This window comes from Pseudomonas sp. P9_2, from assembly GCF_034008255.1.
Classification (GTDB): Bacteria; Pseudomonadota; Gammaproteobacteria; order Pseudomonadales; family Pseudomonadaceae; genus Aquipseudomonas; species Aquipseudomonas synxantha_A.
The window spans coordinates 4045492-4068387 of record NZ_CP125376.1 but is presented as its reverse complement, the minus strand read 5'-3'; the positions used below and the strand labels follow the sequence as shown (position 1 = coordinate 4068387).

The following is a 22896-nucleotide window of genomic DNA, read 5'->3' as shown; positions in this document are numbered from 1 at the left end:
TGCGTACTTTGCAAACTTGCGAAAGGAAACGAGCCCGTCATGATTCTGCCCTGGCTAATCCTGATCCCCTTTATCGGCGGCCTGCTCTGCTGGATGGGTGAACGCTTCGGCGCCACCCTCCCCCGCTGGATTGCGTTGCTGACCATGTCCCTGGAACTCGCACTCGGCCTCTGGCTGTGGGCCCATGGCGACTATTCATTTGCTCCGGCACCGGGTGTCGATCCCACCTTCGCGCTTGAATTCAAGCACGTGTGGATCCAGCGCTTCGGCATCAACGTGCACCTGGCCCTCGACGGCCTGTCTCTGTTGATGATCCTGCTGACCGGCCTGCTGGGTATCCTCTCGGTACTCTGCTCCTGGAAAGAGATCCAGCGTCACGTGGGCTTCTTCCACCTGAACCTGATGTGGATCCTGGGCGGCGTTGTCGGCGTGTTCCTGGCGCTGGACCTGTTCATGTTCTTCTTCTTCTGGGAAATGATGCTGGTGCCGATGTACTTCCTCATCGCGCTCTGGGGTCACAGTTCTTCGGACGGCAAGAAAACCCGGATCTACGCGGCGACCAAGTTCTTCATCTTCACCCAGGCTTCCGGCCTGATCATGTTGGTGGCGATCCTGGGCCTGGTCCTGGTCAACTTCAACAGCACCGGCGTGATTACCTTCAACTACGCCGACCTGTTGAAAACCAAGATGTCGCTGACCACCGAGTACGTGCTGATGCTGGGCTTCTTCATCGCCTTCGCGGTGAAGCTGCCAGTGGTGCCGTTCCACTCCTGGTTGCCTGACGCTCACGCCCAGGCGCCGACTGCCGGTTCCGTGGACCTGGCCGGTATCCTGTTGAAGACGGCGGCCTACGGCCTGCTGCGTTTCGCCCTGCCGCTGTTCCCGAATGCCTCGGCCGAGTTCGCGCCGATCGCCATGACCCTGGGTCTGATCGGGATCTTCTACGGCGCGTTCCTGGCCTTCGCGCAAACCGACATCAAGCGTCTGATTGCCTTCTCGTCCGTTTCCCACATGGGTTTCGTACTGATCGGCATCTACTCCGGCAGCCAACTGGCGCTGCAAGGCGCAGTGATCCAGATGCTGGCCCACGGTGTTTCGGCCGCTGCCCTGTTTATCCTCAGTGGTCAGTTGTACGAGCGCCTGCATACCCGTGACATGCGTGAAATGGGTGGCGTGTGGTCGCGCATTGCTTACCTGCCGGCGATCAGCCTGTTCTTCGCCGCTGCATCCCTGGGCTTGCCGGGTACCGGTAACTTCATCGGCGAGTTCCTGATCCTGATGGGTGCCTTTGTGCAGACGCCGTGGATCAGCGCCATTGCTACCTCCGGCCTGGTGTTCGGTTCGGTGTACTCGCTGATCATGATCCACCGCGCCTACTTCGGCCCGGCCAAGTCCGACACCGTCCTGCAAGGGATGGATGCGCGCGAACTGATCATGGTGCTCGGCCTTGCGGTGTTGCTGATCTTCATCGGCGTGTACCCGCAACCGTTCCTGGACACTTCTGCCGCAACGATGCATGGCGTGCAGCAGTGGTTCGGCACCGCCTTCTCTCAACTCGCTTCGGCCCGGTAAGAGCGCTATGGAATTCACGATCCAACACTTTATCGCGCTTGCGCCGCTGCTGATTACCAGCCTCACCATCGTGGTGGTGATGCTGGCAATCGCCTGGCGCCGCAATCACTCGCAAACGTTCCTGCTGTCCTGCGCCGGGTTGAACCTGGCCCTGCTGTCGATCATCCCGGCCCTCAAGGTCGCGCCACTGGCGGTCACGCCATTGATGATGGTCGATGACTTCGCGTTGCTGTACATCGCCCTGATCCTGGTGGCGACCCTGGCGTGCGTCACCCTCGCCCACGCTTACCTCGGCGAAGGCGGCACCGGCTACCCGGGCAACCGCGAAGAGCTGTACCTGCTGATCCTGCTGGCTGCGGCCGGCGGTATCGTGCTGGTCAGCGCGCAGCACCTGGCCGGCTTGTTCATCGGCCTGGAACTGCTGTCGATCCCGACCTACGGCCTGGTGGCCTACGCCTTCTTCAACAAGCGCTCCCTGGAAGCCGGTATCAAGTACATGGTGCTGTCGGCCGCCGGTTCCGCGTTCCTGTTGTTCGGTATGGCCCTGCTCTACGCAGAAGCTGGCAGCCTGAGCTTCACCGGTATCGGCCACGCCCTGGCTGCCACCAACAGCCCGGCGCCGATTGCCCAACTGGGCCTGGCGATGATGCTGATCGGCCTGGCGTTCAAGCTGTCGCTGGTGCCGTTCCACTTGTGGACTCCGGACGTGTACGAAGGCGCCCCCGCACCGGTGGCCGCGTTCCTGGCAACTGCGTCGAAAGTGGCAGTATTTGCGGTGATGGTGCGTCTGTTCCAAATCTCCCCTGCCGCCAACACCGGCGTGCTGAGCAACGTGCTGACCGTGATCGCCATTGCGTCGATCCTGTTCGGTAACCTGCTGGCCCTGACTCAGAACAACCTCAAGCGTCTGCTGGGTTACTCGTCCATCGCCCACTTCGGCTACCTGCTGATCGCCCTGGTGGCGAGCAAAGGCCTGGCCGTGGAAGCCATCGGCGTGTACCTGGTCACCTACGTGATCACCAGCCTTGGCGCATTCGGCGTGATCACGCTGATGTCCTCGCCCTACAAAGGCCGTGATGCTGATGCCCTGTACGAATACCGCGGCCTGTTCTGGCGCCGTCCGTACCTGACCGCCGTACTCACCGTAATGATGCTGTCGCTGGCCGGTATCCCGCTGACCGCGGGCTTTATCGGCAAGTTCTACATTGTCGCGACCGGTGTTGAAGCCCACGAGTGGTGGTTGGTAGCGTCGTTGGTACTGGGCAGCGCCATCGGCGTGTTCTACTACCTGCGCGTGATGGTCACCCTGTACCTGATCGAGCCAAACCTGCGCCGTGTGGATGCCGAGCTGCATTGGGAACAGAAAGCCGGTGGCGTGATGCTGCTGGCCATCGCCGTGCTCGCGTTCTTCCTGGGCGTGTACCCGCAACCGTTGCTCACCCTGGTGCAGCACGCGGTGTTGGGGGTTTGATCGCTTAGATTGATGCAGTAAGCAGAACGGCGCCTTTGGGCGCCGTTTTGCGTTTTCAGGGCAAGAGTAGGTGCTCTGGTCACCAAATGTATTGACTGCCCCGCCGCCTTCGCGAGCAAGCCCACACACACATTTGGATCGAGGAGCGTCAGTTGGATACTCATGGGCTCACCGCGGTCCCATGCCACGCTAGCATCGCGAATGGTCTGACCCGATACACAGCGACAGCTGACATCTGTGCTCCGTCCTGCCTTCGAAAAGTGATCAATTCATACGCAACCTACGTAGTGATCAGCACAAAACGCACTATTGCTTCAGAGTTGATCGAAGGCTTCGACGCCCTGGCCGACGAACGCCAGGGCAAAATCACCCTGCGCACTCACCAAGTGCACCTCAACAAACTGGCACCGCTCACCGCAGACGAGGTGATCGCCGTGCGACAGCAACTCAACCTCTCCCGGTCGGTATTCGCCATGTACTTGCGTACGAACATCCGGACCCTGGAAAACTGGGAACAAGGCCGGGCCAAACCCAACGCCCAGGCCGTCACCCTGATCCGCCTGGTGGCGCGCTTTCCGAAAACCGTGGCACAACTTGCTGCACTGGGCTGACCTGCAAAAGCATCGAGTAGTAGGCTGCTTCCATTGACGCCACAGCACACAGCGGAGTTTGTGTCGTACCCTTGCCGGGTGTGTAGAGGACTTTCACCTCCAAGTCATTCGACTCACCACCATAGTGAGTCGAACAGCACCAGGCATGGCGGTTTCGGCCGCAAGCGTAAACGCCAGATGCAGATCAATATCAACATAGGCATTCCATACGCCGCAGTTGGTGTCCTCGACTAAACGCTTCTAGCGTTGAGCACCCGCGAAGAAAAATATGTGAACCACAACGACAACGGAACGTCGGCTTATATGCAACTGGATATTACAGTCTTGTATATGAACCAATACCTTTAGAAATCAACGATGGAGCGAAATGTAGGAAATGCCAATCAGACCGATCCGATAAATACCTGGAAAAACACAGGAAGACTCAACTGAAAAATAATACAGCTCAAGAAATAATATTGACAATCACAATAGACGCTCATACGGTTTAAGTGCATCGCAAATCTGCGAAGGCAATAATCCTGAGGAACTATATATGAGACGAGTAATTTTGCGGCGCCCTACCCTAGAGAAAACCTCATTAGATTGAATAAAATCAAGAAGCGCGAGGGGTTTCGACCCATTGCGCCGATATGCTTAGAAGAATGTATGGCTGAATACTTTCGCCCGTCTAACCCATCCCTTTCATGCTGGAATTTCGAAAAGTTATTTCATCTAAAATTCCAGCCGTAACGCACGTTGATAACTCAGCGCGCCCTCAATCAGTCAATAAATCGCAGAATCTTCGTATGCATCAGTTACTGAGCGCCTATCGTGATATATCAGGAGTCGGCGTACTTTGTAACACGTCCCTGAACTTTAACGGCCGCGGTTTTATAAATAGGTTGAGCGACCTGTATCGATTCGCCAGTGAACATGGACTCGACGGCTTCGTGTTTGAAGACAAACTTTTTCTCAATTCAGATCGGCATGATGAAAACGTCAAGTAAGCTTATTTACGTGCAAGCGCTATCCAGCCTATCACTATGGCTTGATATTTTTTTGATCTTCACGGTCCCCGTCTATCTATGGCATGCATCTCCTTCATCGATAGCGTTCCTGGCTTTTTGCCTGGGTGCCCCAATGTTGTTTCTTGGCCCTATCGTTGGAACGCTGATAGATCGACATGACGTAAGGAAGACACTATTATTTGGTGCCATACTGCGCACACTATCTACTGTAGCACTCGCAGTGTCTCCAGACCTTCAGAGCTTTTTGTTTTTGGTTTTATTCAAAGGCGTGTCAAACCTATTTTACTTCCCTTCGATAACCATCATGGTTCGACAACTGATACTTGCCGAAGAGCGCAAATCATTTTTCAGTCACGTCAGTGTATTTGATCAATCCTCCAAAATTCTTGCACCATTACTTGCAGGTATGTTAACGGCAGTATTATCACCTAAGGATTTATTCTTTTTGTCGGCTGCCGCCACTTCATTAACCTTTCCACTCCTAAGGTCTATTTGCCTGGCATTCCGAATGCAAATTAATGACTCCTCTACGAAAACCCTTCCACTCTATCGCGACATAACAAGAGGAATTTCTATTTTCAAAGCCTTGCCCTTTCAACTACGCATAGGCTTTTTATACTCCCTACTGACATCGCTGGCTTTAGGAATTTACGACCCGCATTTGGCGTCCTTTCTAGCCTACGAAGGCTTACCTCCAGTTAATTTTTCAGTGATCGTTTCCGCAACCGCCGGGGGCGCGATATGTGCCGCACTGTTGATGAAGTTCAAATTGAGCAATATCGATGAGATTCTACTTCGATCACATGCATTATTTATTTTTTCTGCAGCATTAATCCTGACCGCAATTTTAGTATTTTTCCAAGTACCTGGAAGAGCCTATCTCTATCCGCTGATTTGGTTTTTGAATGGTTTAAGTTATGAGTTATTAATCATATCGTCCAATATAATACTTCAACAATTATGCCCTTCTGATAATATCGGAAGAGTATCCATGTCTTTCAGAAGCATCCAAATGCTATGCGTTATAATTGGACCTTCTTTAGGGACAGTGCTAATAATTGCAGGCGGTCGTCCAGCCCCTTTTGTTGTGGCTGCATGCGTGGCTTTTTTAACTGCATCAGTATCAATTGCGCTCTATCTATATTTGTATAAAAAACAAGCACATACACCTGTCGGTTAGTGCCGAATCAAACGATCACCCAGTGAATCCCCTATTACTTTAAGTTACCTAATCAAGTCCAAGATCGAGTAGGCTTGCGCGCAATGCGCCATGCCTGGCCCACCCAAAAAACGCCCCGAGCATTCGGGGCGTTTTTACAGCGTAAACAGCGTCAGAATGCGATACCCACCTTGAAACCATACTCATCACGCTTGAGCTTGGTGTTATCGGCCACATAGGAATCGCCGTCGAGCTTGTACTCGGTGCGGGTGTAGTACAGGCCCGCCATCACTGGCAGATCGCCCTTCTGGTTCATCAGCAGGCTGACTTCGGCATAAGGGTTGGTGCGGTCCTTGAGGTCCACGCTGTCGCTGCCAACGCCGTCTACCTTGAGTTTGGCGCGGCCATCGATGGTGTGACGGGCGCCGGCTTCGACGCGCAGCGTCATGTCATCGAACTGGTGGTTGTAGCCCAGGGCTGCCTTGGCAAACGGCGACTTGTTGGTCAGCTTCATATCGTAGCCATTGGTGTCCGGCTCATAGCGGGTCCAGGTGTAGCCACCGCCTACGATCACGTCGACGAAGTTGCGCGCATCCAGCGCGGCACGCCAGCCGAGGTCGAGGTCAGCCTGGCCTTCCTTGAGTTTGTTATCGCTTTTTTCGCCGTACTTGGCTTCGATACCGGCCTGGTAGATGAAGCCGGATTCGGCGGTGAGCTTGTTGCCGAAGTTATAGAACAGGCCCGCTTCAGGCATGTGGTCCTTGTCGCTTTCGCTACCGCCTTCCAGTTTGAAGTCGTTGTAGCTGCCCAGGATCCCGAACGTGGAGATCGGGTCGGTGGAAGGTGCAGCGAACACCACGCCAGGCGCAGCTACCAGGGCCAGCAACGAGGTGTTCTTGAGAAATTTTCCGAATAGTTTGGACATCGTTTTACATCTCCATTTTAAGGTGGGCAAAGTATTCAGGAATCGGTTCGAACCTTGGCATTTGCAAAAAGTTCGAACTGATTTGCACCAAAATGGAGAAAAAACGGTTCAGCGAAGGCTCTATCTCAATATTCTTCAGGATTCGTGCGGATAAGGCTTTCAACGGCTTCGCGAAGTTGAGGCTGATCCGGCAGCTGAATCCCGAACGTGTCGTGCAATAGCGCCAGCAACTCGTCGGCACTCTGAAGCGTGCGCTTTTCACTGGGCCGATCCAGGTAATGAAGCGCATAGTGGGCGTTGGCCAAGGTATGACGTTTACCGGGGGCAAGCAGCGCGGCTTTCAACTGCCCCACGAACGGCGACCCAGGGTGCGTGGAGACGTACCAGTTGCCGATTTCGTAGTCGATATCTGCCTGCACTTGCAGATCGAACACGTACAAGCCGCGCCACTCTTCACCGACCTGGGCCCACAATGTGTAGCTGCCCTGATTGCATGTCAGGCGAAAAGGCTCATGGGCAGTGGCCTGGGGCGCTTCGTTGTCCAGTTGCAACGGGCTGCTGGGGACCATGCCACCGAAGCCGACATCGGTGATATAGCGCACGCCGTCGAGGGTCACCAGGCTCAGACGATGAGTACGGCCGGTGTGGGCGTCCGGTGGCCCGCCAATCACCACACGACCGGTAATGCCGCGAGCCTCATAGCCCAGCTCCTGCAACAAGGCCAGGAACAGCTGGTTCAACTCATAGCAATAGCCGCCGCGTCCTTGGTGCAACACCTTTTGCGTGACGCTTTGCAGGTCAATCGGCACCGGCGCATGCATCAGGGTCGACAGGCTTTCAAAGGCAAAAGTGCAGACATGGCGCAGCTGCAAGTCCCGCAGGGTCTGCAAGGTGGGTGCCGGTGGCGAGGCATAGCCCAGGCGTTGCAGGTACAGGCGGCTATCCGTGGGTGTGAGCATGGCGCGATCCTCGGGCGCAGGGCAAGAGCGTCACTATGCCGCGCCACCGCGTACGTTGTCATTTTGAATGAACCTTTTAGAACGCTGGCCTATCCATCTATAACAAGACAGGGAGGCAACATGAGTACCGCAAAAATCTACACCATCCACTATCAGCTACACGGTAAACCCAAGTCTTTCGTGGTGCGCGCCGAGGTGATGAATAACGCCGAAGCCTGGCACTGGGCGGCCGTTGATGCCGACATTGCCCATGTCAGCCGCATCGGCCGCGTCGGTCACGAGCAAGTGAAAAAAACCACCCGGCCCTGGGCGGAAAAATACGGCATCACCGACGTCAGTTGGACCCCACCCAAATAAACAAAGCCCCGCACGACGGCGGGGCTCGGTTCACTTCTTCAAGTCGCCCAACGGATCGTAGGGCGGCTTTTTCTCAGATGACTTTTTCTCATCCAGCGGCGCAATAGCCGGACCTACCGGGTCGACCTGAGGGTCGGCCACATCTGGCGAGTCCGGGTCGAAACCCAGCTCATCCTTGCCACTGGCGTGCTCGTTGGAGTGGGGACCATCGGTACGTTTGTTCATCACATGCTCCTGCTAAAGCGGCCGCGCTTTGTCGTGGAGGTTTTCCAGGTCTTGTTCGACGTGCTCGACATCATTGTCGGGGCCACGCTCTTTGGGATCGTTGGGGCGCAAAGCATCGTTGTCGCGCTCCTCCTCACCCGGCGTGCGGTTCGGATCCGGTGTACCTGGCGGTGGCTGCTTGTGTTCAGACATGATGGCTTACCTCATGAGGGGCTTCACAGGTTTAGAGAAACCGTGCGCAGTCATCGTTCAACTTCATTGCTGCAAGCATGAGAAGATGACCGCCCTTTCTGGAGACCTGACCCGGATGTTCGAGCTCAAACCCTGCGACCCTGTCACCTACCGTCAACAGACCCGCCGCAGCACGCTGATCGTGGCCGTGCTGTTCCTGGCCCTGGCCATGCTGCTGTCGAGCCTGGCGGTGATGCTGTTTGGTGAGCCTGGGGGGGACAACTTTCGCTTCAATGTCGGCGGTGTATTTGCCGGGGTGTTGATCACCGTCGCACTGGTGCGTGGCCCGTTCTGGTCCCAGCCCTGGCTCGCGCCGGCGGTGTACGGCTGGCGGCTCAAGCGCAGCCTGATGAGCGTGACCAACGTAATGCACAAGGTCACCGAGCGGGTACAAGCCAACGACCCGGCCGCCATCAAACTGTTGCGTTTCTATCACCTGGGGCTGACGCAAATGCATGAGCTGGATGCCAACTCCAGCGCCCAGGCGCAACTGGTCGGCGAGATTGACGCACACAAGGCCAAGATGCACGCCCTGGGGATCGATACCGAGCAAACACGGTTTGACCCCGCGTGGCTGGAAACCCTCAAAAGCACTTGAAACGTGCCTCAGGCAGCAAGCAAAAAGGCTGTTAACAAACCAAACTCAGGTCCAGACGCCCTTCCCTGACCGGGGGACACCAGTAATAGCCACCGGTCAATGGCTTACTGATGCGGTACAAACCATCGACAATCCCATCCTCCAACCCGCTCATACGCCGCAACTGCGCTTCAAATGCATCGAAGGAATGACCAAACGCGAGGAACATCAATCCTGCCTGGCCATTCTCGGCCCAAGGCATGGAGCGACGTACCACGAAAGCTTCCGGGGTGAAGCTTTCCTGGGCTGTGCGCTTGGTGTGGGCCGATTCCGGAGCGTCGTCGAGCTCTTCGTTGTCGCCATGGCGGCGGCCGATGATGTGGTCACGCTCCTGGGCAGGCAACGCGGCGAACCCGTCGAGGTCGTGCTGCCATTGCTGGATAGCGGCAAAGCTGGCACCACTGTCGGTCAAGGCGGCCTCCACGGCGGCATCGTCGTGAGGGTTTTCGGTGCCGTCTTCGTAGTCGGTCAGGTCAAAACCGGTCTTGTAGCGGAAGCCTTCAGTCGATTGCACCAGGCGAAACGCCGGGGCCAGGGCTTTCTCGATGGCACGACTACGCAGCAGCAACTCGCCACGATCCGCCCCATGCAGCCATACCCACAGCGCCTGTTGAGTCGAAGGGTTGTCAGCGCCAGGGCCGCTGACGGCGGGGAATGCACGCAGCCCTTCAATTTCGGCGCCCAGCGCCTTTACCAGCGGCTCACCGAAACCGACCACGGCCGCCGCATCCGTCAACTGCACCAGCGCGTCCAGCGCCGCGGGCACGGCTTGCAGGGAATCGAGGGCGAAAAACAGATGGCGGGCCTGCAAAGGCACCGGTGCGGCAAGAATGCCCGGCTGGTACTGACTCATGTGAACTCCTTCTGAAAAGCCGCGCAGTTTACCCGGCGCGCACCGCGCTGCGAACAACAATGCGCGTAAGCCTTGCCTTAGAGCCGCTAGTTGGGTGACTCTCTAGTCATGTTTTGCAACTATTCCAGGGGTAGCGACATGACCACCAGCAACCTGCTCGCCCAGCTGTTTCCCACTTCCGTCGCCCAGATTCCCGAGCAATTTCGCCTGACGGCGCCCATTGAGCAGCGTGACTATCTGGTTGATGGCCAGCTGCGGGTGTGGAATGGCCCGCTCGCTCGCGTGCAAAGCCCGGTGCAACTGGGCGACGAACGCGTGCATATCGGCAGCACGCCATTGCTGGACGCCGACACCGCCCTCACCGCCCTGGATGCCGCCGTGCGTGCCTATGACCGCGGCCAGGGTGAGTGGCCGACGATGCGCGTTGTCGAACGTATCCAGCACGTCGAGGCATTTTTGCGGCGTATGCGCGAACAGCGCGATGCGGTGGTGAAGCTGCTGATGTGGGAAATCGGCAAGAACCTCAAGGACTCGCAGAAAGAATTCGACCGTACCTGCGACTACATCACCGACACCATCAACGCCCTCAAGGAACTCGACCGCCGCAGCAGCCGCTTCGAGCTGGAACAGGACACACTCGGGCAAATCCGCCGCGTACCGCTGGGCGTGGCGCTGTGCATGGGGCCTTACAACTACCCGTTGAACGAGACCTTCACCACACTGATCCCGGCGTTGATCATGGGCAATACCGTGGTGTTCAAACCGGCCAAGCTCGGTGTGCTGTTGATCCGCCCCTTGCTGGAGGCGTTCCGCGACAGCTTCCCGGCCGGGGTGATCAACGTGATCTACGGCAGCGGCCGCGAAACCGTGAGCGCGCTGATGGCCAGCGGCAAGATCGACATCTTTGCCTTTATCGGCACCAACAAGGCCGCCAGCGACCTGAAAAAGCTGCACCCCAAGCCGCACCGCTTGCGAGCCGCCCTGGGCCTGGACGCGAAAAATCCCGGCATCGTGCTGCCCGAGGTGGACCTGGATAACGCGGTGAGTGAAGCGGTCACCGGTTCGCTGTCATTTAACGGCCAGCGTTGCACTGCATTGAAGATCCTGTTCGTGCATGAAGATGTCGTCGATAGCTTTATCAAAAAATTCAACGCCAAACTCGCGACGCTCAAGCCCGGTATGCCCTGGGAAGACGGCGTGGCGCTGACGCCACTGCCGGAAGTGGGCAAGGTGGATTACCTCAACGAACTGGTGGCGGATGCCGCCCGACACGGCGCCCAGGTGGTCAATAGCGAGGGCGGCAGCAGCCGTGGTTCGTTCTTCTACCCGGCGGTGCTGTACCCGGTGAACCCACAGATGCGCGTCTACCATGAGGAGCAATTCGGCCCGGTGGTGCCGATCGTGCCCTACCGTGACCTGGAGACCGTGATCGACTACGTGCTGGACTCGGATTTTGGCCAGCAGTTGAGTATCTTCGGCACCGACCCCGTCGCCGTCGGACGCCTGGTGGACACCTTTGCCAACCAGGTCGGCCGCATCAATATCAACGCCCAGTGCCAGCGCGGGCCGGACACCTTTCCGTTCAACGGCCGCAAGAACTCGGCCGAGGGAACGCTGTCGGTGCATGACGCCTTGCGCGTGTTTTCGATCCGCACCCTGGTGGCGACCAAGTTCCAGGAGAGTAACAAGGCGTTGGTCAGCGATATCCTGCGCAACCGTGACTCGAGCTTCCTGACGACCGATTACATTTTCTGAAGCCAACCCCGTTCCAATGTGCAGACAGGTCAGTGTGGGAGCTGGCTTGCCTGCGATGCCGGCGTCTCGGTCTTTCAGTCAGGTCGCGGTGATGCTATCGCAGGCAAGCCAGCTCCTACATTGAGTCGAGCACATTCATACATTTGAGGCCACTTCAATACCGATGAACCTGCCCATTTTTGCCCGGCGCCTGCTGCGCCCCCTGCTCGACCCGTACCGGCGCTTTCGCCACGCCAAGCTGATCCACGCCGCGCGCGTATCCGTCGGTTTGCTGGCGACCATCCTGCTCACCAGCGGCCTGAACCTGCCTCACGGGGAATGGGCATCGGTGACCATGCTGATCGTGATCGGCGGCTTGCAGCACCATGGCAATATCGGCAAAAAAGCCGTGGAGCGCGCTTACGGCACCTTGATCGGCGCCAGCGTCGGTTTACTGCTGGTGGTGCAACAGGCTTACTTCGGCCTGCCGCTGTTGACCTATCTGTTGATGTCGGTGGTGTGCGGGTTCTTTTCCTACCATGCCATCGGCAAGGGCGGTTACATCGCGCTGCTGTCGGCGATCACGGTGTTTATCGTTGCCGGCCACGGGGACAATCCGATCTCTGATGGCTTGTGGCGCACCGTCGATATCCTGATCGGCATCGTACTGGCCCTGGCCTTCTCCTTCGCCCTGCCACTGTATGCGGTGTACTCATGGCGCTACAACCTGGCCAGTGCATTGCGTGATTGCGCGCAGATCTACAGCCGCATCATCGGTGGCCAATCGGTGACCGATGATGAACACCTCAAGCTGCTCAACCGCCTGAATGCAGCAATGTTGCAACTGCGCTCGTTGATGCCGTCGGTGTCCAAGGAAGTGCGGATCTCCATGACCGAACTGGACGCGATCCAGCGTCACCTGCGCATGTGCATCAGTACCCTGGAGATTCTCGGCAATACCCGGCCAGATCCGCGCGACAAGCAGGCCACGGCGCGGATGCAGGTGATGCTCAAGGCCGAGCACCGGCAGATTCGAGTGCAGTTGGTGGGGATGGCGCGGGCGTTGAAATCGGGGGTCACCGAGCGCTTGGAGCGCACAGGCCCCAGAGCTGGCAGTGAGTCTGCATTGGATGCGCCGGTTTACAGTGCGCTGGATGGGTATCGATTATTGACGGTGCAATTGGCAGCGAATGTCGATGCGATGCGTCAACGCTTGGCCAAAAGCGCTGGCCGCTGGAAGATCTGAATAGGTGAACGCCTCGACTATTTTATGGCCGTCACACATTCACACTTTCTCTTACATATTTTTCACGATTTGTTCACATCCCAGAACGTAGGGTAAAGCCTCATCCGTTACAAACGTTGCATATCAAGCCCGCCGCCCCAGCGGGCTTTTTTTTGCCTGCACTATGGCAATCAGTGTTTCTTTATCCAGACCATTCGTCGCCACTGTCATTTCTCACAGCTATCCCATTCGTCTTCCGAGACGCTTAATTCCTCCAGTGAGCTAATTAATTTGCGGAGGGATTTTTCCATGAGCCAAAACACTGACCTTTCAGTCGTCACAAACGCCGCGCCATTGCCCGTGATCGACTCAGGGCAATTGTCAGAGTCGGCAGAAGAGGCCATTGACCTGTCCGGCCCCCGGCCCCTTAACCGCAGCTACTTCCTACCGCCACAGTCAATCCAGGGCACCATCACCTCCGATAGCTTTAAAAACGTGCCGTTCGAGGTGTTGCCCCTCTATATTCCGGGCTTGACGCAAACAGTCGTCGGCTTCGATGGTGGCATAAACAAAGCGGCTCTGGAGGTTCATCGGGACCTGGGGCTGTTGTGCAACCTGTTGGCCTACCTGAATATGGCTAAGGACGACTTCGTAGAGCTGTTCAGCGAAGACCTGCTAATCCCTGTCGCGACCTATAACGTCACCCAGGATGACGTCGACAAGAGTCGTATGATTCCGTTGTACATCCCTCGAACCCGTCTTCCTGATGGTCCGGTCAACCCGGTGTTCATGAGAGTGACTCGCCTCGGTGGCACGCCCAAAGAAACCAAACACTTCAATCTGAAGGTCGATACCGTGGCCCCCGCTGGTCGCAACCCGATCGGCAGTACGCTGCAAAACGAAAACCTGCCGATTCCGGTGTTCCCTGAGCACATCATCATTTTTGGAGTGACGCAGGCCGACGCACACAAGGGGGTACCGGTTACCTTCAAGTTCTACCCGGTCGATGCGACCCAGGAACCCAGCACCTACCGGGCCACACGTGACCGTATTCGCTTGCGCATTAATGGGATCGCGGCGCCCATCCTTCCGCTCACCGAAAGCCAAGCCTCCGGACGTGAAGACATCACCTTCACGCTTTATGATGGCTTCTGGAAGCAGGTACGCAGTGGTTCCCATGTGTGTGAATATGAAATCATCGACGAGGTCGGCAACGCGTCCCTCGGCTGGTCACCGGCGCTGCTGTTGAATGTCAGGCTTGACGACGGGGCTGAGCCGCTCTTACCCAAAGCGCTTGTGCTCGAAGCCCCGAACAATACCCTTGACCACGATCAACTCAATGGGCGCGATGCAACCATCTTTATTAACACCCCAGGCCCGGACTTTGCCCTTGAGGATGTTGTGCGTGTAACCGTCAAGGGCCGTTCGAGCGGTGGCGTTATCACCACCACCTACAACTCTCCACCGCTTACCTCACTGAGCTTTATCACCCTGCCCTTCCCGAATGCCGACCTGCGCCCCCTTATCAGCGGGCAGTTCCAGCTGTCCTATGAGCGCATTCGCAGCGACGTGCCCAACCGTTACTCCGACGGCAACATCTTTAATGTCATCGGTACGCCCATCGATATGCGCCTGCCGCCACCCGTAGTGCTGGAAGCGCCCGGCGGCGTCCTCGACCCACAATCACCGCTTGTTAACATTGTTGTCAGGGCGTACCCCGAACTGGGCCAGGACCCCTTTGATCTGGTGATTCTGATCCTCGAGGGCACGAAAGCCAACGGCACTCGCTACTACGACGAAATCTACGAATCTGCGGGAGGGGGCGATGTGTTATTTCCCATTGCCAACGGCCCGAACGGCGTGATTGCCGGTCTTGAAGGCGGCACACTCAGGCTTCTTTATCAGGTGGACAATGGGGATGACGTGCGCACTTCAATGGACGTGACAGTCAACGTCGGCAACGCAGTGGCCTCATTGCCGGAGCCTGAGGTCATGGAAGCGCCGGCGCCGCTGTATCAATTCGACCCCGAACAATCCACCGAGCACGCCAATATCGTGGTCAAGAGTAACCCTGACTTTCTGCTCAACGATATCGTGACGCTTTACTGTGAGGGCAGCGCGCCTGGCGGAACAGCACCTGCGCAGGCGTTTCCGATACGGCGTCAATGGGTCGGGCGAGATCTGCGCTTCAAACTGGAGCGTAGCTACATCCTTGCCAATATCGACAAGACCATGCGCATCTACTACACGCGCTGGCGCGAAAACGTACTGACGCGGTTTTCTCACGCGGTGAACATAAAGGTGGGCTCCAAGCTCGAACTGAAAGCCCCCACCGTGCTCGAGGCGACGCCGACAGGCCCGGACCAGGCCAGCCTCGACCCATTGCACGTGCTGCCGCCTAATCGACCGGTGGTGACTATTCGCGTGGTATCGGACAAGTTCCCACCTGGGTCGGATATCAAAGTGTTCATCGTCGGCAAGCCGGGTGTCGGCATGCCGAATATTCCGGCCAAACCCGCCACGCCCGAACCTGGAGAAAACTACGTCAGCTTCACTGTGCCACATGCTTTTGTGGCAGCGTATCTGGCCGATAAATGCACGATTTATTACAACCTTATCGAGACCAGCAAGACCACCAAGTCCGATGAATTGACATTGATGATCCAGGCACTGTCAGCGCAAGAGTGGAATTTGGTGAGTGTGCCCAGTGCGCCCTCCGGTGTGATCGATACCAGTAAATCCCATCGCATAGAAGTGCGGGGATGGCGGTTCATGAAAGCTGGACAGCCCGTTTATATTGACTTGTGCAGTAGCCAATACCATGAACTACGAACCGGCGCAGTGGTGAGCCCTGGTGAGGCCAACGCCAAACTGATCAGCGCAGAAATACCTTCGAGTTATCTGCGCTCATTGAAAGAGGGTGACCCACTGGACGTGCATGTATTTGTAAACTTGGAAGAACATGACGACAAGGCCTCAGCACAACCGTTGAAGCCTGTGAGCTATACAATAAAAAAAGTATCAGGGGAAATCGTGGGCAACGTAACGGTCAGGAATGGGCCGACATACCTTGCCATTAGCTCGGATGATAAACGGGTGTACGTTGCCAGCACGGGAACTGGCGGCTATGGCATTACCGTATTCGATGCAGATGGGGGTGAAGTTATCAGTACCCATCCGCTCTCATATCAACCGCGCGGAGTGGCGCTAAAACCTGACGGCAACGTGCTTTATGTAAGTATTTCCAATGCCAGATACCAAGCGCCCAATTTTTTGAACGACGTACTGGTATTGAATACCAGTTCTTGGGCAACAATAAAAGCGATAGCCACTTACCAAACTGGTGAGCTATGCATCAATAACGACGGAACGAAAATATATGCCGGAAGCAGCGCCTACTACTTCATTAGAACCGCAGGCACTCCTTGGTACAATCATACCTCTTCAGTAATAAGTACTGCCTCTAACACGGTCACGGCTCACTTCAATGCATACGAATCGAGCGGTAGCACTATCCATGCCCCGGCACTAGGGCTCAATAGACAGTCAACCATTACTTATGGAACGTGGGGATCCACGAGTATGAGAGTTCACAATGCAATTACGTATGCGGACTTCGGTTCTGGGCCGTCTCCAGGAGGGGTACTCACCGCCTTTGCTCACAGCCCAGTCAACTCAAGGCTTTACGCTACGGTAGCCGATGCCAATAAACTACTGGTTCTCGACAACAGCACTAATGTCCCGACAACTATTAGAAGCATTGACGGCCTCAAAACTCCATGGGGTGTAGCGGCCAACCCTCGCACTGGCGTTATCTATGTGACCGAAAGATCTGGCAATACGGTAAAGTTGTACGACAGCGAAACATTCGAACTCATCAACACCCTCGAAGGCTTCGACCAACCCAGAGCTATTGTGGTCAACTCAGAGGGAACGAGGATGTTTGTCGCTAACTCCGGAAGCAATACCGTCACCATTGTGGATCTTTAACAACGCAAGCATCACCAATGAAAAAGCCCTGATTGGTTCAGGGCTTTTTTCATGTCTGCTACACCTGATAGGCAAGAGTTAGCTCACACCGGGTCAGCGTACCGCTTGTTCACGAATCGCCCGTTGAGTATCCAGCACCTTGGCCAACGCGGTTTCAGCTTCCGGGCTTTGCTGCGGCACTCGAATCGCCGCCGACACCAAGGTAATCAACTTCGCCATCACCTCCGCATCCGTCGCCGGGCGGCCCAGGCTCATGGAGTTCATCAGCAGGCGCAGTTCGGTGCCGGCCATGACCCCGGAAATGGCCTTGAGGGCAAATTGCAGGCGCACGCCCAGCTCATTACGCGGCAAATCCGGCAAGGCCAGGGCGAAGGCTTCGAAGAACCGCTGGAAAACCGGCTGGTAATGCACCTTGAGGTATTCCTGAATGAACGGCGAGGTGTCGCTGTAGACCCGGCCAAGGAAGCGAATGAACGAACGCCCTTCCCCGCTGGCCGGATCGCTGCGCTCCAGGCCCATGGCCGGGGCGAACAGCACGCCGAGCAGCGTGTCGCAATCCAGCGGGCCATCGGACTCGGCTTCGCAGCGGGCAAGCAATTCCAGGCGCTGCTCGTTGAGCGGCTCCAGGCGTTGCATCAGCAGGGTTTTCATCAGGGAGTCCTTGTCCCCGAAGTGGTAGTTCACCGCCGCCAGGTTGACCTGGGCGCGTTCGGTTATCTGGCGTAGCAACACGGCGTCGTAGCCGTACTTGATGAAGAGGGCCTCTGTCGCATCCAGCAATCGAGTCTTGGTAACGTTTGGAGCGCTGAGTTTCTTCGCGACCATAAGGGTTCCACGGCGGAAATATTGTTTTAAAAAATAATTTGATTTTTTATACCGGGGCGGCCCGGCGAAAGCAAGTAGTGACACTCCGCCATATCACTAAAAGCCTGTATAACCGGGCTATCGAGACCGATTGAAAGCATTTCTACCGGTCCGAAACCTGCATTCGGCAAAACGTTTCAAAGGGTAAAACCGCTCTACATCCATGGCTGGCGAAGCAGATTGAACGCAGGTACTATTCAAACAATATTTTAAAAACAAGAAATAAAACCAGTCCGTGACGCGTACAGGCAGCTCCCGAACTTGTTACAAGGATTTTCCGGGGGCATGGCAGTACCGTCGTGACTGCAGGCGTAGTCATGATGACAGACACCCCCACGCAACCCGGCTTGATCTCCCTGCAAGGCATCGGCAAGCGCTATCAGCTCGCCGGGCAGGAACTGAGCATTCTCAATGACGTGTGCCTGTCCATCGCTCGCGGTGACAGCTGCGGCATCCTCGGTGCCTCCGGTTCCGGCAAGAGCACCCTGCTCAATATCCTCGGCCTGCTGGACCTGCCCAACTGCGGCCAGTACCACTTTGCCGGTCACGATATTTTCAACGCCACGCCCGACGAACTGGCCGCGATCCGCAACCAGCAGATCGGTTTTGTGTTCCAGAGCTTCAACCTGCTGCCACGCCTGAGCGCCCTGGACAACGTCGCACTGCCCTTGAGTTATCGCGGCGTATCGCGGCATGAATCGGTGGAACAGGCCCAGCGTATGCTCGATCAAGTCGGCCTGGCCGAGCGCGCCCACCATCGCCCGGCCGACCTCTCCGGCGGCCAGCGTCAGCGCGTCGCCATTGCCCGCGCACTGGTCGGCAAACCCTCGGTGATCCTCGCCGACGAACCCACCGGCAACCTCGACAGCGCCACCGCACAGGAAATCATGGACCTGCTGCTGAGCCTTAACCGTGAGCAGCAGGTGACGCTGATCATCGTCACCCACGACGCCCACATTGCCGAGCGCCTGGAGCGCAAGATCCTGGTGCGCAACGGTGTGGTGCACGAGGCCGGGCGCCTATGAGCCTGCGGGTCGAGCAGAGCCTCAGCCAACTGCTGCATGAAGCCTTGATCAGCCTGCGGACCCTGGGCAAACGTTCGATCCTGGCGCTGCTGGGCATTGTGATCGGCAGTTCCTCGGTAGTGGCGCTGATCAATATCGGCCACAACGCGGCGGTGGATGCCGCGATGATCTTCAAGGACATGGGCACCGATACCCTCATCGCGCAGTTCCCGCCCAAGGGCAGCAGCAATGTGCCGATGCGTACCCAACTCGACCTCGAGGCCGTACGCCTGGCCGTACCGGGCATTGCCCATATCGGCGCGCTCAGCCTGTTCAGCGGGCCCATCGTGTTTCATGGACGCACCACTAATGCCAACCTGGTCGGCAGCACGCCGGGTATACAGGCCGCCATGCGCCTGGCCGTGCGCGAGGGGCGCTTCCTGTCGGCCTTCGACGCCAGCGAAACTTTCGCTGTGATTGGTGACCCACTTGCCCAGGCCCTCAGTGCGCCGGGCGACCCACTGCAACTGGGCGACCGCGTGCGCATCAACGACTACCTGTTTCTGATCGTGGGCATCCTGCACGACCAACCCCGGGCCATGCTGATGCCGGTGCAGGCCAACGAGTCGTTGTTTATTCCGGCCGAAGGTATGCGTCGCATCTATGCCAGCCCGCAGATCAGCAATGTGATCATCCGTGCGGCGCCAGGGCAGGACATGGAGCGTATCGCGAGGGACGCCGCCGCTGCGCTGCAACCCCAACTCAGCGACCACGACGTCAATATCACGGTGCCCCAGCAGATGATCGACGGCATGACGCGCCAAAGTCGCACCTTCGCCTACCTGCTGCTGGCCCTTGGCGCGATTTCCCTGGTGGGCGGCGGTGTCGGGGTGATGAACGTGATGCTGATGAATGTGTCCGAGCGCCGTCGCGAGATCGGCATCCGCATGGCCCTGGGCGCACGTCAGCGCGATATCCGTAACCTGTTCCTGCTCGAAGCCGTCACGCTCACCGCCGTGGGTGCGCTGTGCGGTGCGGTGCTGGGCATGACCGCCGCCTGGCTGTATGCGTGGCTGTCGGGCTGGGCATTTGCCCTGGCGGTGGCCGCCCTGCCCCTGGGGGTGGGCAGTACGTTACTGGTAGGTTTGTTCTTTGGCATCTACCCGGCGGTCTCGGCCTCGCGGTTACAGCCGGTGGAGGCCCTGCGCGATGAATAAGTGCGGGCTGCTCCTTCTGCTGATCAGCCTGCCGGGCATGACTGCCGAGATGGTTATCAACCCTTCGGCGCCCAGCAGTACCCGCAGCGGCTACGAGCGCGGCGTGTCGCTGAATGCCCAGGCCACCACCATGACCCTGGGTGACGCGGTGTACCTGGGGCTGCGCAACAACCCGGCGATACGTAGCGCCTACCTGCAACGGGTGGCGCAGAAGTTTGACCTGCGTGTCGCCGAGGACGTGTTCAACCCCAAGCTGACCCTCAACAGTAACTACCGTACCTCCCGTGGCTCCCAGGACAACGTGCGCAACGCCAATCTGGCGCCGACCAGCAGCCTGCTCGGCGAATACGGCACGCGCTTGAGCATGGCCTGGACCCAGCAGTTGAACAACGCCAACCGCGCCGGCCGTTACCGCAGCGACGGGCTCGACCTGGCGATCATCCAACCGCTGATGCGCGGCGCCGGCTGGGACGCCACCACCGCGCCGCTGCGCCTGTCGCGCCTGGCCGAGCAGGCCAACCGTTTGAACCTCAAGGCCACCGTGGCGCAGACCATCAGCCAGATCATCGCCACCTATCGCGAACTGCTGCGTGCCCAGGAACAACTGGTGATCGTGCAGGACGCACTCAAGCGCTCCAACACCTTGCTGGACGTGAACAAGGCACTGATCAGCGCCGGGCGCATGGCCGAGTTCGAGATCGTCCAAACCGAAGCCGACATCGCCACCCAGCAGTTGGGCGTGGAAGAAGCTCGCAATCAACTGGACACCAGCCGCCTGGCCTTGCTGCGCCTGCTGGCGCTGGACCTGTCGACACCGGTGCGCGCCACCGAAGCCCTGGAGGCCAACCCCATGGAAATCGACCAACGCCAAGCCTTCACCCTGGCGCAGAACCAGCAACCGGAATACCTCGCCGCCCTGCTCGGCAGCCAACAGGCCGACCTCAACCTGGTGATCGCCAAGGACTCCGGGCGCTGGCAAGTGGACCTGGTGGCCGGCGCCAACCAGGTGCGCGCCGCCACCGACAACGACAACGGCCATGACAATAACCGTACCTGGGACAGCTACGCCGGGGTGCAGGTGCAGATCCCCATTGGCGACATCAGCACGCGCCAGGCCGAGGTACGTGCGCGAGTGAACGTCGAGGACCAGGAAATCCGCATTACCGATGCGCGCCAGGAGCTGGAGCGCAACGTCAACAACGTGGTGCGTGACCTCGGCACCCGCTGGCGCCAATATGAAATTTCCAAGCGTGCCGTGGAGTTGTCACGGCGCAAGATCGAAATCGAACGGGAAAAACTCAGTGCCGGGCGCTCCACTAACTTCCAGGTGTTGAGCTTCGAAACCGACCTGCGCAACGCCGAAAACGCCCAGCTCAACGCGCTGATCGCTTATTTGAACGCCCAGACCCAGCTCGATCTGACCCTGGGCATGACGCTGGAAAGTTGGGAAATCGCACTCAATGACTACTAATCAAAAACGCTTGCTGGCCGTCGCCTTGATCGTGCTGCTGGCAGGCGCGGCAGTCAGCCTGCTCAACCAACGCAGCAGCGTCGAACAGGCCAGCACCGCCGAGCAATGGCTGGAGGTAAAACCCGACCCGCTGGTGCACCAGATCGGCCTGGTGGGCAAGATCGAGCCCGACACTACCGTCACCCTCACGGCGCCGTTCGACGGCAACGTGTTGGCCAACCTGGTCGAACAAGGCCAGCGCGTCGAGGCCGGCCAGGTGCTGTTGCGCATGGACCCGGCGACTCTGGAAGTGCAGTTGCGCGACGCCCTCTCCGCCCAGCTCAAGGCCCGGCGTGCCGTACAGGAAATGCAGGACTGGGACAGCAGCCCCGCCGTCAGCCGTGCCCGCCGCAGCTTGCGCACCGCTGAAATGACCGCTGGCAACACCCAACGCAAGCTCACCGAAAGCGAAAACCTGTTCAAGCGCGGCATCATTCCGCGCAACGAGCTGGACGATCTCAAGCAGCAAACCCAACAGCAGCAACTCGACCTGGCAGCGGCGCGCAGCGAACTGCAACAGGCCCAGGACCAAGGCAGAGGCGAATACCGACAGATTGCCGAAATGGAGCTGACCAATGCCACGGTAAAATACCAAGCCTTGCAAAAACTCCTTGAAGGCAAGGAGGTCAAGGCACCGTTCTCCGGTATCGTGGTGCCCGCGCCCGGCAGCAGCAACACCGCCCAAGGGGGTGGCAACAACAACGCGCCGGTACAGGCCGGCAGCAAGGTCAGCCAGGGTCAGGTGCTGTTTGGCCTGGCCAATATCGAGCGGCTGAAAATCGTCGCCAAGGTCTCCGAACTGGACATCAACCAATTGCACCAGGGCCAGGCGGTGGAAGTAATGGGCGATGGATTTGACGGCGAACGGCTGACCGGCTCAGTCAGCGTGGTCAGTGGCTTGGCCATCGCCAGCGACAACCAGGGCAGCGCGCAGTTTCCGGTGACCCTGTCGATCCCCAAGCTAACACCGCAACAGCTGCAACGGGTGCGTCTGGGCATGAGTGCGCGGCTGACCATCGTCACCTACAACAATGACCAGGCGCTCGTGATTCCCAGTCAGGCGATCCAGGCAGATATGACGGTGGAGTACCGACCAGCGATGGATAAACCGGTAGAGCGGGTGAAGGTCACCACCGGGCAATCGACGCCCCAGGGCGTTGAGGTATTCGGACTCAAGCCAGGCTTTGTGAAAACCTCAAGATAAGCGCAGATCAACCTGTGGGAGGGGGCTTGCTCCCGATAGCGGTGCATCAGCCACAAATGTATTTACTGACACGCCCTCATCGGGAGCAAGCCCCCTCCCACATTTGATTTTCGTTGCTTTAAGCATTGACGTTCACTT

The 22896-nt window shown here is 57.9% G+C and carries 21 protein-coding genes; 15 read left to right on the top strand and 6 right to left on the bottom strand.

The features are described 5' to 3' along the window. Nucleotides 1–39: 39 nt before the first annotated feature. The 6 genes from nuoM (at nucleotide 40) to QMK52_RS18205 (ending at nucleotide 5844) form a co-directional block, all read left to right on the top strand. Nucleotides 40–1572, top strand: coding sequence for an NADH-quinone oxidoreductase subunit M (gene nuoM, locus QMK52_RS18220; RefSeq protein WP_005789127.1), 1533 nt, complete (start codon nucleotides 40–42; stop codon nucleotides 1570–1572). 7 nt (nucleotides 1573–1579) lie between these two features. Further along, on the top strand, nucleotides 1580–3043 hold the full coding sequence (nuoN, locus tag QMK52_RS18215) for an NADH-quinone oxidoreductase subunit NuoN (RefSeq protein WP_005789129.1): 1464 nt from the start codon (nucleotides 1580–1582) through the stop codon (nucleotides 3041–3043). A gap of 287 nt (nucleotides 3044–3330) precedes the next feature. Further along, nucleotides 3331–3654: a helix-turn-helix domain-containing protein gene (locus QMK52_RS18210; RefSeq protein WP_005789130.1), complete on the top strand. Its 324-nt coding sequence runs from the start codon at nucleotides 3331–3333 to the stop codon at nucleotides 3652–3654. A gap of 531 nt (nucleotides 3655–4185) precedes the next feature. Next, a complete protein-coding gene (locus QMK52_RS27425) occupies nucleotides 4186–4386 on the top strand; it encodes a carbamoyltransferase C-terminal domain-containing protein (RefSeq protein ID WP_413817849.1) in 201 nt (66 codons plus the stop codon). Next, nucleotides 4341–4643: a carbamoyltransferase C-terminal domain-containing protein gene (locus QMK52_RS27420; protein ID WP_413817816.1), complete on the top strand. Its 303-nt coding sequence runs from the start codon at nucleotides 4341–4343 to the stop codon at nucleotides 4641–4643. The genes QMK52_RS27425 and QMK52_RS27420 overlap by 46 nt, the downstream gene beginning before the upstream one ends. Then, on the top strand, nucleotides 4570–5844 hold the full coding sequence (locus QMK52_RS18205; protein ID WP_320404204.1) for an MFS transporter: 1275 nt from the start codon (nucleotides 4570–4572) through the stop codon (nucleotides 5842–5844). Before QMK52_RS27420 ends, QMK52_RS18205 begins: the two co-directional genes overlap by 74 nt. A 151-nt stretch (nucleotides 5845–5995) precedes the next feature. Here the strand turns inward: QMK52_RS18205 and QMK52_RS18200 are convergent, their stop codons facing one another. Both QMK52_RS18200 and QMK52_RS18195 read right to left on the bottom strand, forming a co-directional pair. After that, nucleotides 5996–6748, bottom strand: a complete 753-nt coding sequence (locus QMK52_RS18200) for an outer membrane beta-barrel protein (RefSeq protein WP_194438592.1) — start codon at nucleotides 6746–6748, stop codon at nucleotides 5996–5998. Nucleotides 6749–6873: 125 nt separating this feature from the next. Further along, complete coding sequence (locus QMK52_RS18195) at nucleotides 6874–7707, bottom strand: arylamine N-acetyltransferase family protein (RefSeq protein WP_032880611.1); 834 nt, start codon at nucleotides 7705–7707, stop codon at nucleotides 6874–6876. A gap of 120 nt (nucleotides 7708–7827) precedes the next feature. On the opposite strand from QMK52_RS18195, the gene QMK52_RS18190 reads away from it, so the two are divergent. Next, complete coding sequence (locus tag QMK52_RS18190) at nucleotides 7828–8064, top strand: DUF6555 family protein (RefSeq protein WP_005789137.1); 237 nt, start codon at nucleotides 7828–7830, stop codon at nucleotides 8062–8064. Nucleotides 8065–8094: 30 nt separating this feature from the next. Here the strand turns inward: QMK52_RS18190 and QMK52_RS18185 are convergent, their stop codons facing one another. Both QMK52_RS18185 and QMK52_RS18180 read right to left on the bottom strand, forming a co-directional pair. Continuing rightward, entirely contained in the window at nucleotides 8095–8289 is a 195-nt protein-coding gene (locus tag QMK52_RS18185; RefSeq protein ID WP_005789138.1) for a DUF6021 family protein, read from the bottom strand. 12 nt (nucleotides 8290–8301) lie between these two features. Then, nucleotides 8302–8481: a hypothetical protein gene (locus QMK52_RS18180; protein WP_005789140.1), complete on the bottom strand. Its 180-nt coding sequence runs from the start codon at nucleotides 8479–8481 to the stop codon at nucleotides 8302–8304. Nucleotides 8482–8596: 115 nt separating this feature from the next. Here QMK52_RS18180 and QMK52_RS18175 point away from each other — a divergent pair, with 115 nt between their 5' ends. After that, nucleotides 8597–9118 (top strand): DUF3087 family protein, encoded by a 522-nt coding sequence (locus tag QMK52_RS18175; protein ID WP_005789141.1) that lies wholly within the window; start codon nucleotides 8597–8599, stop codon nucleotides 9116–9118. Between the two features lie 31 nt (nucleotides 9119–9149). On the opposite strand, the gene QMK52_RS18170 is transcribed toward QMK52_RS18175, so the two are convergent. After that, nucleotides 9150–10010, bottom strand: coding sequence for a Dyp-type peroxidase (locus QMK52_RS18170; protein WP_320403172.1), 861 nt, complete (start codon nucleotides 10008–10010; stop codon nucleotides 9150–9152). A 138-nt stretch (nucleotides 10011–10148) separates the two neighbouring features. On the opposite strand from QMK52_RS18170, the gene QMK52_RS18165 reads away from it, so the two are divergent. The 3 genes from QMK52_RS18165 (at nucleotide 10149) to QMK52_RS18155 (ending at nucleotide 16959) form a co-directional block, all read left to right on the top strand. Beyond that, the gene (locus tag QMK52_RS18165; protein WP_005789144.1) at nucleotides 10149–11765 is read left to right on the top strand and encodes an NADP-dependent glyceraldehyde-3-phosphate dehydrogenase; all 1617 of its coding nucleotides are present in this window, start codon (nucleotides 10149–10151) and stop codon (nucleotides 11763–11765) included. 163 nt (nucleotides 11766–11928) lie between these two features. Continuing rightward, on the top strand, nucleotides 11929–12990 hold the full coding sequence (locus QMK52_RS18160; RefSeq protein WP_320403171.1) for an FUSC family protein: 1062 nt from the start codon (nucleotides 11929–11931) through the stop codon (nucleotides 12988–12990). Between the two features lie 288 nt (nucleotides 12991–13278). Continuing rightward, complete coding sequence (locus QMK52_RS18155; RefSeq protein WP_320403170.1) at nucleotides 13279–16959, top strand: YncE family protein; 3681 nt, start codon at nucleotides 13279–13281, stop codon at nucleotides 16957–16959. Nucleotides 16960–17052: 93 nt separating this feature from the next. Here the strand turns inward: QMK52_RS18155 and QMK52_RS18150 are convergent, their stop codons facing one another. Next, the gene (locus tag QMK52_RS18150; protein WP_005789149.1) at nucleotides 17053–17784 is read right to left on the bottom strand and encodes a TetR/AcrR family transcriptional regulator; all 732 of its coding nucleotides are present in this window, start codon (nucleotides 17782–17784) and stop codon (nucleotides 17053–17055) included. A 356-nt stretch (nucleotides 17785–18140) separates the two neighbouring features. Between QMK52_RS18150 and QMK52_RS18145 the strand changes: the two genes are divergently transcribed. Genes QMK52_RS18145 through QMK52_RS18130 form a run of 4 tightly spaced genes read left to right on the top strand, consistent with a single transcriptional unit; the run spans nucleotide 18141 to nucleotide 22758 of the window. Beyond that, nucleotides 18141–18848, top strand: coding sequence for an ABC transporter ATP-binding protein (locus QMK52_RS18145; protein ID WP_032803604.1), 708 nt, complete (start codon nucleotides 18141–18143; stop codon nucleotides 18846–18848). Beyond that, a complete protein-coding gene (locus QMK52_RS18140) occupies nucleotides 18845–20044 on the top strand; it encodes an ABC transporter permease (protein WP_320403169.1) in 1200 nt (399 codons plus the stop codon). The genes QMK52_RS18145 and QMK52_RS18140 overlap by 4 nt, the downstream gene beginning before the upstream one ends. Beyond that, nucleotides 20037–21515 carry a TolC family protein gene (locus QMK52_RS18135; protein WP_320403168.1) on the top strand — a complete coding sequence of 493 codons (1479 nt, stop codon included), beginning with the start codon at nucleotides 20037–20039 and terminating at the stop codon, nucleotides 21513–21515. The genes QMK52_RS18140 and QMK52_RS18135 overlap by 8 nt, the downstream gene beginning before the upstream one ends. Continuing rightward, complete coding sequence (locus tag QMK52_RS18130; protein WP_005789155.1) at nucleotides 21505–22758, top strand: efflux RND transporter periplasmic adaptor subunit; 1254 nt, start codon at nucleotides 21505–21507, stop codon at nucleotides 22756–22758. The genes QMK52_RS18135 and QMK52_RS18130 overlap by 11 nt, the downstream gene beginning before the upstream one ends. Nucleotides 22759–22896 lie beyond the last annotated feature (138 nt).

Coding starts and splice junctions, on each gene's coding strand:
- nuoM (WP_005789127.1), top strand. CDS start 40: ATGATTCTGCCCTGGCTAATCCTGATCCCCTTTATCGGCGGCCTGCTC.
- nuoN (WP_005789129.1), top strand. CDS start 1,580: ATGGAATTCACGATCCAACACTTTATCGCGCTTGCGCCGCTGCTGATT.
- QMK52_RS27420 (WP_413817816.1), top strand. CDS start 4,341: ATGCTGGAATTTCGAAAAGTTATTTCATCTAAAATTCCAGCCGTAACG.
- QMK52_RS18205 (WP_320404204.1), top strand. CDS start 4,570: ATGGACTCGACGGCTTCGTGTTTGAAGACAAACTTTTTCTCAATTCAG.
- QMK52_RS18200 (WP_194438592.1), bottom strand. CDS start 6,748: ATGTCCAAACTATTCGGAAAATTTCTCAAGAACACCTCGTTGCTGGCC.
- QMK52_RS18195 (WP_032880611.1), bottom strand. CDS start 7,707: ATGCTCACACCCACGGATAGCCGCCTGTACCTGCAACGCCTGGGCTAT.
- QMK52_RS18190 (WP_005789137.1), top strand. CDS start 7,828: ATGAGTACCGCAAAAATCTACACCATCCACTATCAGCTACACGGTAAA.
- QMK52_RS18185 (WP_005789138.1), bottom strand. CDS start 8,289: ATGAACAAACGTACCGATGGTCCCCACTCCAACGAGCACGCCAGTGGC.
- QMK52_RS18180 (WP_005789140.1), bottom strand. CDS start 8,481: ATGTCTGAACACAAGCAGCCACCGCCAGGTACACCGGATCCGAACCGC.
- QMK52_RS18175 (WP_005789141.1), top strand. CDS start 8,597: ATGTTCGAGCTCAAACCCTGCGACCCTGTCACCTACCGTCAACAGACC.
- QMK52_RS18170 (WP_320403172.1), bottom strand. CDS start 10,010: ATGAGTCAGTACCAGCCGGGCATTCTTGCCGCACCGGTGCCTTTGCAG.
- QMK52_RS18165 (WP_005789144.1), top strand. CDS start 10,149: ATGACCACCAGCAACCTGCTCGCCCAGCTGTTTCCCACTTCCGTCGCC.
- QMK52_RS18160 (WP_320403171.1), top strand. CDS start 11,929: ATGAACCTGCCCATTTTTGCCCGGCGCCTGCTGCGCCCCCTGCTCGAC.
- QMK52_RS18155 (WP_320403170.1), top strand. CDS start 13,279: ATGAGCCAAAACACTGACCTTTCAGTCGTCACAAACGCCGCGCCATTG.
- QMK52_RS18150 (WP_005789149.1), bottom strand. CDS start 17,784: ATGGTCGCGAAGAAACTCAGCGCTCCAAACGTTACCAAGACTCGATTG.
- QMK52_RS18145 (WP_032803604.1), top strand. CDS start 18,141: ATGATGACAGACACCCCCACGCAACCCGGCTTGATCTCCCTGCAAGGC.
- QMK52_RS18140 (WP_320403169.1), top strand. CDS start 18,845: ATGAGCCTGCGGGTCGAGCAGAGCCTCAGCCAACTGCTGCATGAAGCC.
- QMK52_RS18135 (WP_320403168.1), top strand. CDS start 20,037: ATGAATAAGTGCGGGCTGCTCCTTCTGCTGATCAGCCTGCCGGGCATG.
- QMK52_RS18130 (WP_005789155.1), top strand. CDS start 21,505: ATGACTACTAATCAAAAACGCTTGCTGGCCGTCGCCTTGATCGTGCTG.